The organism is Aureimonas sp. AU22, assembly GCF_001463745.1.
Lineage (GTDB): Bacteria > Pseudomonadota > Alphaproteobacteria > Rhizobiales > Rhizobiaceae > Aureimonas.
Map to the genome: position 1 here is coordinate 327845 of NZ_BBWJ01000004.1, position 12829 is coordinate 340673.

Annotated in this window: 13 protein-coding genes; 4 read left to right on the forward strand and 9 right to left on the reverse strand. The window is 68.7% G+C overall.

The window, feature by feature from the left end; all coding sequences use genetic code 11:
* Positions 1-5 precede the first annotated feature (5 nt).
* The 5 genes from AUL34_RS02100 to AUL34_RS02120 all read right to left on the reverse strand — a co-directional run bounded on the left by AUL34_RS02100 (position 6) and on the right by AUL34_RS02120 (position 6416).
* Complete coding sequence (locus AUL34_RS02100) at positions 6-3320, reverse strand: helicase-related protein (RefSeq protein ID WP_082653081.1); 3315 nt, start codon at positions 3318-3320, stop codon at positions 6-8.
* A 55-nt stretch (positions 3321-3375) separates the two neighbouring features.
* Positions 3376-3726, reverse strand: coding sequence for a hypothetical protein (locus AUL34_RS02105; protein WP_061930381.1), 351 nt, complete (start codon positions 3724-3726; stop codon positions 3376-3378).
* Positions 3727-3866: 140 nt separating this feature from the next.
* Positions 3867-4211, reverse strand: a complete 345-nt coding sequence (locus AUL34_RS02110) for a hypothetical protein (RefSeq protein WP_061930384.1) — start codon at positions 4209-4211, stop codon at positions 3867-3869.
* Between the two features lie 126 nt (positions 4212-4337).
* The gene (gene phbB / locus AUL34_RS02115) at positions 4338-5063 is read right to left on the reverse strand and encodes an acetoacetyl-CoA reductase (protein WP_061930387.1); all 726 of its coding nucleotides are present in this window, start codon (positions 5061-5063) and stop codon (positions 4338-4340) included.
* A 165-nt stretch (positions 5064-5228) separates the two neighbouring features.
* Positions 5229-6416 carry an acetyl-CoA C-acetyltransferase gene (locus tag AUL34_RS02120; protein WP_061930390.1) on the reverse strand — a complete coding sequence of 396 codons (1188 nt, stop codon included), beginning with the start codon at positions 6414-6416 and terminating at the stop codon, positions 5229-5231.
* Positions 6417-6711: 295 nt separating this feature from the next.
* Between AUL34_RS02120 and phaR the strand changes: the two genes are divergently transcribed.
* Positions 6712-7305, forward strand: a complete 594-nt coding sequence (phaR, locus tag AUL34_RS02125; protein WP_061930393.1) for a polyhydroxyalkanoate synthesis repressor PhaR — start codon at positions 6712-6714, stop codon at positions 7303-7305.
* A gap of 115 nt (positions 7306-7420) precedes the next feature.
* Here phaR and rpmF read toward each other — a convergent pair whose 3' ends face one another.
* Positions 7421-7606 (reverse strand): 50S ribosomal protein L32, encoded by a 186-nt coding sequence (rpmF, locus tag AUL34_RS02130; protein ID WP_061930396.1) that lies wholly within the window; start codon positions 7604-7606, stop codon positions 7421-7423.
* 233 nt (positions 7607-7839) lie between these two features.
* The gene (locus AUL34_RS02135; RefSeq protein ID WP_061930399.1) at positions 7840-8523 is read right to left on the reverse strand and encodes a biosynthetic peptidoglycan transglycosylase; all 684 of its coding nucleotides are present in this window, start codon (positions 8521-8523) and stop codon (positions 7840-7842) included.
* Positions 8524-8678: 155 nt separating this feature from the next.
* Here AUL34_RS02135 and AUL34_RS02140 point away from each other — a divergent pair, with 155 nt between their 5' ends.
* The 3 genes from AUL34_RS02140 to AUL34_RS02150 are packed head-to-tail and all read left to right on the forward strand — an operon-like array spanning position 8679 to position 10596.
* Positions 8679-9593: a polyprenyl synthetase family protein gene (locus AUL34_RS02140; RefSeq protein ID WP_061930402.1), complete on the forward strand. Its 915-nt coding sequence runs from the start codon at positions 8679-8681 to the stop codon at positions 9591-9593.
* Positions 9590-10303, forward strand: a complete 714-nt coding sequence (locus AUL34_RS02145) for an AzlC family ABC transporter permease (protein ID WP_244492411.1) — start codon at positions 9590-9592, stop codon at positions 10301-10303. Before AUL34_RS02140 ends, AUL34_RS02145 begins: the two co-directional genes overlap by 4 nt.
* Complete coding sequence (locus AUL34_RS02150) at positions 10300-10596, forward strand: AzlD family protein (protein WP_061930405.1); 297 nt, start codon at positions 10300-10302, stop codon at positions 10594-10596. The genes AUL34_RS02145 and AUL34_RS02150 overlap by 4 nt, the downstream gene beginning before the upstream one ends.
* Before the next feature lie 48 nt (positions 10597-10644).
* Here the strand turns inward: AUL34_RS02150 and AUL34_RS02155 are convergent, their stop codons facing one another.
* Together AUL34_RS02155 and ispG are read right to left on the reverse strand one after the other, a co-directional pair.
* Complete coding sequence (locus tag AUL34_RS02155; protein ID WP_061930409.1) at positions 10645-11499, reverse strand: lytic transglycosylase domain-containing protein; 855 nt, start codon at positions 11497-11499, stop codon at positions 10645-10647.
* Positions 11496-12761, reverse strand: coding sequence for a flavodoxin-dependent (E)-4-hydroxy-3-methylbut-2-enyl-diphosphate synthase (gene ispG, locus AUL34_RS02160; RefSeq protein WP_061930413.1), 1266 nt, complete (start codon positions 12759-12761; stop codon positions 11496-11498). The genes AUL34_RS02155 and ispG overlap by 4 nt, the downstream gene beginning before the upstream one ends.
* Positions 12762-12829 lie beyond the last annotated feature (68 nt).

A 12829-nucleotide genomic window follows, 5' to 3' on the forward strand; every position in this document is an offset into this window, starting at 1 on the left:
CGCCCCTACTTGCCCAGCTTGTCCTTGAGGGCGGCGAGCTTGGCGAACGGCGAATCGGGATCGATCGGCTTGCTCGCCCGCTCCGGTCGCCGGGCGTCGGACGGGGGACGCGATCCCTCGCGCTCCTTGCCGTACGACGGACGGCCGCCGCGGTTTGGGCCGCCGCGATCCTCGCGACGCTCCTCGCCCTCGGGACGCTCGCGCCGACCCTGGCCCTGACCCGGTTTGCTGCCATCGCGACGCGGGAAGCGACGCTCGCCGCCCTCCCCGTCCTCGCGCCGACCACCGCCGCGCCCCTGACGTGCGGGTCCGCGCTCGCCACCGGCTTCGCTGCCGGCCGCTTCGCCGCCGCGCGCGCCCTGGCCGCGCCCCTGCGGACGCCCGTTGCCGCGGCCCTGCTGGCGCCCACGCGGTTCCCCGCGCGAGGGCTTCCAAAGCAGGATCATCTTGACCGGTTCCGCATCGCCGACGCTTTCGGCGGCGACAGGCGCGACCTCGTCGGCTGCCGGCTCGGTCACCGAAGATTCGGTCGCGGCGGGCTCGATCGCGGCAGACTCAGTCGGGCTCGGCTCGGTGCGAGCAGGCTCCGGCTCGGCGTTCGCGCCTTCGGTCTCGACCGCGCTCTCCGCGGCCTCGACCGGCGCAGCCGCTTCGCTTGCGATTTCCGGCTCGCTCGCGGCGTCGGCATCATCGGTCGAAACCATCGCGGGCGCAGCGGCCTCGACAGGGGCCTCGCCGGCCGTCGCCGTGTCGGCGGCAGCGGTCTCGGGCACCGGAGCCGCGTCGCTTGCAAGCTTGGCGCGCTGCGCCTCGTCCTGGCGCTTCAGCTCCGCCTCGACCTCGCCCTGCGGCAACGGGTGGGAGCGATAGCCAAGCCCCTTGAGGATCTCGTCCATGTCGTCGGCGGTGGCACCGAGAATCGACATCATCGCGGGCGTCACGATGAACTCGCGTCCGTTGAACGCGCCGTCCGGGCGTTTGGCCGCGCCGGGGCTCCAGGCGAGTGCCGGCCGGATCAGATCGGCCAGTCGCTCCAGGATGTCGACGCGCACGGCGCGGCGCCCGAGCGGGCGATAGCCCGACAGGGCGTAGAAGACGGGGTCGAAGCTCGGATCGGGGGCGACCGAGGTGCGACCTGTGGCCAGAAGCTGCGTCACCTCGCCGAAGCCCGGCTTGTCGCGCCCGTCATGGGCGATCGACCAGAGCAGCGTCATCAGCGCGGCCGGCGCCGGCTTCACGAGGGCCGGCACGAAGATGTGGTAGGCGCCGAAGCGCACGCCGAGGCGGCGAAGCGCCGCGCGCGCGTCCTGATCGAGCCCGCGCACCTCCTCGGCGATGTCGCGCCGCTGCAGAAGGCCGAAATTCTCGTAGAGCCGGTAGGCGATGCCGCGTGCAGCCCCTTCGACGCCTTCGGAGTCGCGCAGGTCCGCCAGGGGCTTCAGCACCGTCGAGACCTGATAGGTCACGAAGCGCTCCGCTCGCTGGGCGACCTTGTCGCGCGCCGGTCCCGCCAGCTGCTCGTCGGCGAGCAGCACGACGCGCGGCTTCAGAGGATCGTCGCCCGACGTCAGCGACGCGATCGGCGCGCCCAGCCAACGCAGAAGCGCGTCGGAGCCGATCGCGAGATCCCCGTTCGGCGCGTTGGCGAAACGTTCGGCACGCTTGTCGTATTCGCCACCGAGCGCCTTCTGGGCGGCGGTGCGAACGGCCTTGGCATCCGGGCCGTCGGACTTGGTGTCCGGCGTGAACCTGAACCCCTGCAGCTCACCGACCTCGTGGCCTTCAACGCGCACGGTGCCGTCGCTGCCGATTTCAGCTTCCATGAATGCGCTCTCTCTCAGCCGCCTCATCAGAACGCTTGTCCTGCGATCTACGAAGCGTTTCGTCAACCGCTCGTGCAACGCGTCGGACAGACGGTCCTCGATTGCCTTGGTCTTTTCCTGCCAGTGTGTCGGATCGGCCAGCCAGCCCGGACGATGCGAGATGTACGTCCAGGTCCGAATCTCGGCGATACGCTGGGACAGGGTGTCGATGTCGCCTTCCGCCAGATCCGCCCGGCGCACCTGCTCGGCCATGTAGTCTTCGGCCACATGGCCGCGGCGCACGAGGTCGGCATAGACGGAGGCGATGATCTCGGCGTGCTGGGCGGGCGCGATGCGCCGATAGTCCGGAAGCTTGCAGGCCTCCCAAAGCAGCTCGACGTTGCGAGCGCCCCTGGCCTGCGCCATCACCGTTTCGTCGCGCGACAGGAATTCCAGCGCGCGCTGGTCGACGGCAGGCAGCGATCGGGCGAGCTCGGGGCTGGGAGGCGCCACCTCCAGGCTGGCCTTCAGCGCATCGACGGACGCGAAGTTCAGGGCGCGCGAGCGCCACTGCACGACCTTCACGGACGCGAAGTCATGCGCCTCGATCGATTCGGCAAGATCCTGCGGCAAGGGGTCGACGCGCCCCGTCACCCCGAACGTGCCGTCGCGCACATGGCGTCCGGCACGTCCCGCGATCTGGCCGTATTCGGCCGGATTAAGCTGGCGATACTGGTAGCCGTCGTATTTCCAGTCCTGCGCGAAGGCGACATGGTCGACGTCGAGGTTCAGGCCCATGCCGATCGCGTCGGTGGCGACCAGGAACTCGACCTCACCGTTCTGATAGAGTTCGACCTGCGCGTTGCGCGTGCGCGGGCTCAAGGCGCCGAGCACCACCGCTGCCCCGCCGCGCTGTCGGCGGATCAGCTCGGCGATGGCGTAGACCTCTTCCGTCGAGAAGGCGACCACGGCCGAGCGCCGCGGCAGGCGGGTGATCTTTTTCGAACCGGCGTAGAGGAGCTGCGACATGCGCGGCCGCGTGACGCACTGGATGCCGGGCAGCAGGCGCTCGAGCGCCCCGCGCATGGTGGAGGAGCCGAGAAGCAGCGTTTCCTCGCGGCCGCGCGCATGGAGGATCCGGTCGGTGAAGACATGGCCGCGCTCGAGGTCGGCGGCGAGTTGCACCTCGTCGATCGCGACGAAGGCGGCTCCCGGTTCGCGGGGCATCGCCTCCACCGTGCAGACCTGATAGCGCGCGTTGGGCGGCTTGATCTTCTCCTCGCCGGTGATCAACGAAACGGCGCCGACGCCCACGCGCTCGACGACGCGCTGGTAGACCTCGCGCGCCAGAAGCCGCAGCGGCAGGCCGATGACGCCCGACGAATGGGCCACCATCCGCTCGATCGCCAGAAAGGTCTTGCCGGTGTTGGTCGGCCCGAGAACGGCGGTGACGCCACGCCCGCCCGCACCGGTTTCGGGGTTGCGCATCGGCTTGGCGGGGAAATGGCTGTCCATCATGATCGCAGCATAGGTGGGACGATCTGGACGAAACGCAAACTCCCCGCCGCGCGGATCAGCGCACGTCGATCACGTCGCCCGTACGGCCGTCGATGATCACGGTCATGTCGTCTCCCCGCCGGTCGGCGCCCTCGACGCGGATGGTGCGGCGCTGGCGGAAGACGTCGTCGATCTCGCGCATGCCCTCGCTGCGGGCGATCCGCGCAGCCTGACGTTCGCTGATGCCCGGCGGTCCGCGACGCGGTGGCGGACGGTCGTAATCGTAGTCGTAGTCCGGGCCGCGACGGGTGTCGGGCGCGACACGCAGGCCATTGGGGCCGAGTTCCAGCGACTGCGCCACGGCGGGCGCCGTGGCCGCAACGAGGCAGGCTGCGAGGGCAAGGGAAAGGCGAAACGGCTTCGTCATCGAGATCTCATCGAACGATGTCCCAGAGCACCAGAGTTGCCGCACCGCGTGGCAGCTTCAAGACCGAGGAAACGGCACCGCAAAAAAAGGGCGAGCCGCAGACATTGCGGCTCGCCCATCATGCTTTCGAGAAATGGCGATCAGCGAACGCCGAGCACGTCACCCGAGCGGCGGTCGATGTCGACCTGGATATCGTCGCCGCGACGGTCGGTGCCGATCACGCGATAGGACCGGCTGGTGCGACGCACGTCATCGACCTCGCGCACGCCCTCGGCGCGGGCGATGCGCACCGCGTCGCGCTCGCCGATCTCGCGGCCCCGCCGGTCGTCGCGACGCATGTCGTCGCGTCGCATGTCGTCACGGCGGTTCGGATCGACGAGGCGAACGCCGTCACGGCCGATTTCGATGCCCTGGGCCATGGCCGGAGCGGCGCTGGCGATGGATGCGGCTGCCAGGATGGCGATGGTGAGATGCTTGCGGATCATGAGGAATCCTCCACGAACTAGACGGGCGCTTTGGGTTCCAGACGATCGCGCGCCCCATATCGGGGGGAAGAACACGGGAGGAACGCTTCGGTTCCTCCCGTCGATGTGCGAGACGCGGCAGAAGGCTCAGTGGAAGTATTGGCCGCCGTTGACGGTGAGGGTCGATCCGGTGATGAACCCGGCTTCCTCGGCCACGAGATAAAGCACGCTTCGGGCGATCTCCTCGGGCTCCCCGAGACGCCCCACCGGAATATGCGGCAGGATGCGCTCATTCAGCACCTTTTCGTCGATCGCGCGCACCATCTCCGTGCCGATATAGCCGGGGCAAATCGCGTTCACGGTGATGCCGGCACGCGCCCCTTCCTGCGCCAGCGCCTTGGTGAAGCCGATGTCGCCGGCTTTGGCCGCCGAATAGTTGGCCTGGCCTGCCTGCCCCTTCTGGCCGTTGATCGAGGAAATATTGACGACACGCCCGAACTTGCGCGTGCGCATGCCCTCCCAGACCTGGCGCGTCATGTTGAAGAGGCCCGTGAGGTTGGTGCCGATGACCTGGCTCCACTGCTCCGGGGTCATCTTGTGAAACATGGCGTCACGGGTGATGCCGGCATTGTTGACGAGAATGTCGACCGGCCCGAGCGCCGCTTCCACCTTGGCGATGCCCTCGCCGCATGAAGCGTAGTCCGACACGTCCCACTTGAAGACGTCGATGCCCGTCTCAGCCTTGAAAGTGTTCGCCGCCTCGTCGTTTCCGGCATAGTTGGCGGCGACGCTGTAGCCCGCCTCCTTCAGCGCCTTCGATACCGCCGCGCCGATGCCACGCGAGCCGCCGGTGACGATTGCAACCCTAGCCATTCACTTCCTCCCTGACCGATACCCGATAGGCCCGCATCGGCCACCACCGGCTGAGCGGGTATGCACGACGGTTCGCGGGACCTCCATCGAGAGCCGCCGTCGTATGCCCATTTCGAAGAGGATGCCGGCCCGCCGCAACCGCGGGGCGTCGGGCCGGCGGATGGATCAGCCGCGCTCGAAGCACATGGCAACGCCCATGCCGCCGCCGATGCAGAGCGTCGCCAAGCCCTTGCGCGCGTCGCGCCGTGCCATTTCGAACAGCAGCGTGTTGAGGACGCGAGCGCCGGACGCACCGATCGGATGACCGATCGCGATGGCGCCGCCGTTCACGTTGACGATGTCGGGGTTCCAGCCAAGGTCCTTGTTGACCGCGCAGGCTTGCGCCGCGAAGGCCTCGTTGGCCTCGACGAGATCGAGATCGTCGATCGTCCAGCCGGCCTTTTCGAGCGCCTTGCGCGAGGCTGGAATCGGACCGGAGCCCATGACGGCCGGATCGACGCCGACGGTCGCCCAGGACACGATGCGGGCGAGCGGCGTCAAGCCACGGCGAGACGCTTCGGCCTCGCTCATGAGGACGGCGACGGCCGCACCGTCGTTGATGCCCGATGCGTTGCCGGCGGTGACCGTGCCATCCTTGTCGAAGGCGGGCCGAAGCTTCTGCACCTTGTCCAGCGTGGTGCCGGCCTTGATGTACTCGTCGTCGGCCACCACGACGTCGCCCTTGCGGCTCTTCACCGTGAACGGCGTGATCTCGTCGCGGAAGCGCCCGGCCTTCTGCGCCTCTTCGGCCTTGTTCTGCGAGCGGACCGCGAACGCGTCCTGCTCGTCGCGCGTGATCTGCCACTGGCGGGCGACGTTCTCGGCCGTGTTGCCCATGTGGTAGCCCTGGAAGGCGTCAATCAGTCCATCCTTGAGCATGGAATCGACAAGCTTCAGATCGCCCATCTTGGTGCCGGCCCGCATGTGCGCGACGTGCGGGGCCATGGACATGGATTCCTGTCCGCCCGCCACGATGATCCGCGCGTCTCCGCCCGCGATCTGCTGGAGGCCGAGCGCGACCGCGCGAAGACCCGAGCCGCAGAGCTGGTTCAGGCCCCAGGCCGTCGCCTCCTTGGGAACGCCCGCGGCCATGGCAGCCTGACGGGCCGGGTTCTGGCCCTCGCCGGCACTGAGGACCTGGCCGAGAATCACCTCGTCGACCTCGCCCGGCTCGACACCGGCGCGACCCAGCGCGGCGGTGATGGCGGCGGCGCCCAGTTCATGCGCCGGAACCGATGCGAAAGCGCCGTTGAAGGAACCGACGGGAGTACGCGCCGCGCCGACGATGACGATGGACTGTCCAGAAGAACTCATGGAATGCCTTTCCTCCGCAGGATGCTCGCGGACGTGCCGCACCAGCCGCCCTATCTCGCAGACGGCTTTGCCGGCTGTCAAACGCGGCATCCCCGCATTGCGTTGCTGCCCGATGCCGTTCCGACCGGCGCCGGCGCATTCGAAGCGGACGTCGAAAGAGCATCGCGGACTGCCCTGCGGACAAACACGTACGTGCGCCGCGAAACGTTTGGAAAGGCCGCGAAACTGTGGCTAAGTCTTCGCAGGGGCAGCACGGACGAGATGCCGGCCGTCCGCCAGAGTTGGGAGAGAGTGGATGGCGCGCAACAACGAACCGACGGTCATCAAGAAGTACGCCAACCGGCGCCTCTACAATACCGGCACGTCGATGTACGTCACGCTCGAGAACCTCGCCGCCATGGTCAAGGGCAACGAGGACTTCGTGGTCCAGGATGCCAAGACGGGCGAGGACATCACCCATGCCGTGCTGACGCAGATCATCTTCGAGCAGGAGAACAAGGGCGGGCAGAACCTGATGCCCATCACCTTCCTTCGCCAGCTCATCCGTTTCTACGGCGACCAGATGCAGATGGTGGTTCCGGCCTATCTCGAGCAATCCATGGCCGCCTTCCTGCGCGAGCAGGAAAGCTTTCGCGGCACCGCGGCCAACCCGTTGCAGATGATGGAAACGCAGGTCCGCCGCAACACCGAGATGTTCCGCGAGGCGATGGCCGTGTTCAACCCGTTCATGGCCAATGCGCTGGGCGAGGCCGCGAACGGGGCGAAGGGCGCGGCCACCGCTCCGGCATCTGCGGCAACGCCGCCGAGCCAGGACGACCTGTCCGCAATGCGCGATCAGCTCGCCGAGATGCAGCGCCGGCTGGAGGCGCTGGACGCCAAGAAGGCCTGAGCGGCCGGCGCGGCACTCGCGCCCGCCTCGACCGCATAGAAAAAGGGCCGGCGCGCGAGGCGTCCGGCCCTTTTCGATACGTGGCGTCGCTCGACGAGGAGCGCCGCCGGACGGGTCAGGCGTTTTCCTTGACCGTCAGGATCTGCTTGCCGCGGTACATGCCCGTCTTCAGGTCGATGTGGTGCGGACGGCGCAGTTCGCCCGAGTTCTTGTCCTCGATGTAGGTCGGCGCGGCGAGCGCGTCGGCCGAGCGGCGCATGCCGCGCTTGGAGGGGGAAGTCTTTCGCTTGGGGACGGCCATCGGTCTCTCCGTTCAGGTCGCCGGCATGAGGATCCGCTGGGGAGCCCGAGCCGTTCAAGGGGTTCATCTTTGGCGGGCCGCCAGCGCGACATGCGCCCGGCCCTTCCCGAACCGACGACCGGCGCCCGACCCGTGACCTCGGATCGATCCTGCCCTTCGCACTGACGGGAAATCGTGGGTCGCCATAGCAAACTCGGCCCGGTTTGCAAAGGGGCGGCCGCCAAATCCGTGGACTACACGCCGTCAATGCAGCCGATATAGTCGCCGGACGCACGCGCCCGCGCCTCCACCGTACCGGCCAGACGCCTCAAGCCGGCGGACGGATTGGCGGGATCGCGCGTCAGCGGCGCCGGCAGGCTGACGGCCAGGAGGGCGGCCTGGCGCGCGGTGAGCCCGGACGCCGGGCGGTTGAAGTAGTATCGCGACGCCGCCCCGATGCCGTAGATGCCGTTCCCCCATTCGGCGACGTTGAGGTAGATCTCCATGGTCCGGCTCTTCGACCACACGAGGTCCGCATAGAGCGCCAGCGGCAGTTCCAGGCCCTTGCGCACGAACGACCGGCCGTTCCAGAGAAACAGGTTCTTCACCGTCTGCATGGGGATCGTCGAAGCGCCCCGCCCGGCCTCGCCGTCGCCGATCGCCCGATCGACCACCGTGCGCATGGCGCTCCAGTCCACTCCGCCATGGAAGCAGTACTGCCCGTCCTCCGACATCATCACCGAGCGTACGAGGACCGGGGCGATCTCCGAGAGCGGCGTCCACTCGCGCTCGAAGGGCTGGAAGGAGAAATGCTCGGCCAGCATCAGGGTCGAGATCGGGCGAACGACCGGCAGCGCATAGATCGGCACGAGAAGCGCGGGGATGGCGACCAGAAGCACGATCACGAACGCGGCGACATGGAGCATGCGTCGGATCATTCGTGTCCTGTCTTGGGCGAGAGGGCGGAAGGCGCTCGCCTCTCATAGCAAAGCCTGGGAAACCCCGGCAACACATCCGCTTCCCCCTTGCCGCCCGCGGCGATGATGGGCACACACATCCCCGTTAGCGACCACGAGGACACGAGACGCAACCGATGAGCCAGACCGTGGACCCGTCCCTCGACAAGCGCCTCGGCGAAGCCGCAGAACGCCTGGAAGCGGGGCTTGCCGCTGCCCTGTCCGGCTCGTCCTTCCTGCTCGCCGGCGCGCCCGAGCGGCTGCTCGCGGCCATGCGGCACGGGACGCTCGACGGCGGCAAGCGGCTTCGCCCGTTCCTGGTCGAGGAGACGGCCGCCCTCTTCGGAGCCGACCCCGCCTTTGCCGCGCCGGTCGCCTTGGCGCTCGAATGCATCCACTGCTACTCGCTGATCCACGACGACCTGCCGGCCATGGACGACGACGACCTGCGCCGCGGCCGCCCGACGGTCCACCGTGCCTACGACGAGGCGACGGCGATTCTCGCCGGCGACGCGTTGCTGACGCTCGCCTTTGGCCTCGTCGCCGAGACGCAGGCGCCGATCGAGCCTGCCGCCCAGCTGACGCTCATTCGCCTTCTGTCGCGCGAGGCCGGTGCGGCCGGCATGGCGGGTGGACAGGCGCTCGACCTCGCGGCCGAGACGGCGACTCTGGACGAGGCCGAGATCGCCCGTATGCAGGCGATGAAGACCGGTGCGCTGATCGCCTTCGCGGCGGAGGCCGGCGCGGTCGTTGGAGGCGCCTCGCCCGCCGAGCGCAAGACGCTGCGGCGGTACGGCGAGATCGTCGGCCTCGCCTTCCAGCTCGCCGACGACCTTCTCGACGAGACCGCCGACGCCGCGACGCTCGGCAAGGCGGCCGGCAAGGATGCCGCGCGCGGCAAGAAGACCCTGCCCGCCCTTCGCGGGATCGACTGGACGCGCGCCGAGCTCGATCGCCTGGTGGCGGAGGCCGAGGCGCTGCTCGACCCCTTCGGCACGCGCGGCGAGACCTTGCGCCAGACCGCACGCTTCGTCGCGTGGCGAGCCAAGTGACCTCGTCCCACGCCGAGGTGGAGCCTGGGGCCGAAGTCGCGGCCGGGCTTCGGCAGGTGCTGCCCGTCCTGATCGCCGTCGCGCCCTTCGGCATGGTGTTCGGCGCGCTGGCGATGGACGCCGGGCTGACCACGCTTCAGGCCATGGGGTTTTCCGCGGCGATCTACGCGGGTGCCTCGCAGCTCGTGGTGCTGCAGCTCGTGGCGCTGGGCACGCCGCTCTGGTCGATCCTTGTCGCCGTCGTCGCGCTGAACTTCCGCCACGTCCTGTATTCCGCCTCGCTCGGGCGGCGGCTCGGGCGGTTCAACACGGGCGAGAAGGCGCTCGCCTTCTATTTCTTGGTCGATCCGATCTTCGCGGCCGCCGAGGAACGCGCAGCGCACCGACCACTGACGAAGCGGTTCTATTTCACCTATGCTGTGCTGCTCTACCTCGCCTGGCTCGCCTCGACCTATGCCGGCATCGCCTTCGGCAAGCTGATCGGCGACCAGCGCGCGATCGGTCTCGACGTCCTCCTGCCGATCTACTTCCTGGCCCTGACGCTCGGTTTCCGGCGACGTGCCGGTTTCGCCGTCGTCTTCGTCGTCTCGGCCATCACCTCGGTCGTCGTCTACCTCACGCTCGGCTCGCCCTGGCACGTGACGATCGGCGGTCTCGCCGGCATCGCAGCCGCCGTCCTGCGCACCCCGCCGGAGAGGAGCGTGCCGTGACCGAGATCTGGTTCCTCGCGATCCTCGCCGCGATCCTGACCTACGGCACGCGCGTCGCCGGCCATCTCGTCCTGTCGCGCTTCGAGCACGTTCCGCCGCGCGTCGAGGCCGCCCTCGATGCCGTGCCGCCCGCCATGCTCATCACGATCGTCACCCCCGTCTTCGTCGACGGCGGCTGGACGGAACGCCTGGTGATCGTCGCCGCCGGCCTTCTGTCGCTGCGCCTCTCGGTGCTGGCGAGCGTGACGGCGGGCTGCGTCGCCATGGCGACCCTGCGCCATGTCGGGCTCTGACCTGGCGTTCGGGCAGAGACGACAAGCGTCGACACGCCCCAGCGCAGACTACCGGTTGCGCGTGACGACGCAGGAGCCGCCGACGCCGCGATACTTCGCGCAGAAGGCGTCCGCCTCTTTGCGCGAATTGGCGCCGATGCGAACGGCGGTGATCCGGCGAGGACCCGAGATCGGCCGGGCTCGCATCACGATCGGCTCGACGCCGCCGAGGACGCCGGGATACCGGTCCTGCAGCTTGCGATAGATGCGCACCGCGATCGCTTCGTTGGGGTGACCCGCGACCTGCGCGCCCCAGGGCCGCATCGGCGCGCTTTCGGCCACCGCGAAGACCGCGCGCGTCGGCAGGATCGGCAGCCGGCGGCAGGCGACCGCGAACTCGAGATCGGCCACCAGCGGCTTGACCTCCGCCTCCCGCTTCTCCTCGCGGAACCAGGCGGCGGGCTGGGCGGTGATCGAGAGGACATAGTCCTCGGTCTCGTAGGGAAGCCGCCCGCCCGACGCCATCCAGCGCTTCACGCGATTGATGCCGCCATTGTAGGCCGCGGCGGCAAGGCCCCAGGATCCGAGCTCGGCGCGCAGGTCGCGAAGATACGTCGCCGAATGACGCAGGGCCTGTTCCTTGTCGTAGGGGTCGGCGAGGCCCCGTTCTTTCGCGGTGTAGGGCATGAACTGGGCGATGCCCTGCGCGCCGACCGGCGAGCGCGCGCCCTCGTCGAAGCGTGATTCCTTCCAGATCAGCCGGGCGAAGAAGTCCGGCACCATGCCGACGGCGGCCGCGTTCTCGGCAATGAGATCGCAGATCTGCCCGACGCGCGGGTCCGCCTTCGGCTCGGCCGCCGTCGCGCTTCCGGCCCCGAGCGCTGCGCCGGCGACCGCAAGTGTCAGGAGGGCCCGCCGGATCATTCCGCCGCGGCGGGCCGCCCGAAGCGGCGATCGATATAGGCGAGCACCATCTGATGGAATTCCGCCGCGATGTTGGCGCCGCGCAGCGTCGCCACCTTCTCGCCGTCCATGTAGACCGGCGCGGACGGAACCTCCGCGGTGCCGGGCAGCGAGATGCCGATATCGGCATGCTTGGATTCGCCCGGGCCGTTGACAATGCAGCCCATCACCGCAACCGACAGGGCCTCGACGCCGGGATAGCGCTCGCGCCATACCGGCATGTTGACCCGGATGTCGGTCTGGATCGTCTCCGCGAGTTCCTGGAAGAGGGTCGATGTGGTCCGTCCGCAGCCGGGACAAGCCGCCACGATCGGGATGAACTGCCGGAAGCCCATGGTCTGCAGGATTTCCTGCGCGACCTGTACCTCCTTGGTACGATCGCCGCCGGGCTCGGGCGTCAGCGAGACGCGGATCGTGTCGCCGATCCCCTCCTGCAGGAGGATGCCGAGCGCCGCCGACGAGGCGACGATGCCCTTCGACCCCATGCCGGCCTCCGTCAAGCCGAGGTGCAGGGCATGGTCGGTGCGACGCGACAGGTCGCGGTAGACGGCGATGAGATCCTGGACGTTGGAGACCTTGGCCGAGAGGATGATCTTCTCGCGCGCGAGCCCCGTTTCCTCCGCAAGCGCCGCCGAGTGCAGCGCCGACTGAATGATCGATTCGCGCATCACGGCCCGTGCCCCGAGCGGCTTGGCGAGCTTGGAGTTCTCGTCCATCAACCGCGTCAGCAGCTCCTGGTCGAGCGAGCCCCAGTTGACGCCGATGCGCACCGGCTTGTCGTGCCGGATCGCCATTTCGATGATCTCGACGAACTGCCGGTCCTTCTTGTCCTTGAAGCCGACATTGCCGGGATTGATGCGGTACTTGGCGAGCGCCGCCGCGCAATCCGGATGATCAGCGAGCAGCTTGTGGCCGATGTAGTGGAAGTCGCCGACGAGCGGCACGTCGATGCCGAGGCGCTGGAGCCGGTCGCGGATGCGCGGCACGGCGGCGGCGGACTCGTTGCGGTCCACCGTGATGCGCACGATCTCCGACCCCGCCTTGGCGAGTTCGGCGACCTGGCGGACCGTGGCGTCCACGTCGGCCGTGTCCGTATTGGTCATCGACTGAACGATGACGGGCGACGGGCCGCCGACCACCACGCCGCCGACATCGACGCCGACCGTCCGGCGGCGCGGAAGGGGATCGGCCAGAACCGGGTCGACGGGGGCTTGCAGCGTCATCGGGGTCCGTCTCAAGGATCAGTCGGGGCGCAGCCGTGCGGCGCGCCTCGGCAGGATGGGTCGAGGCC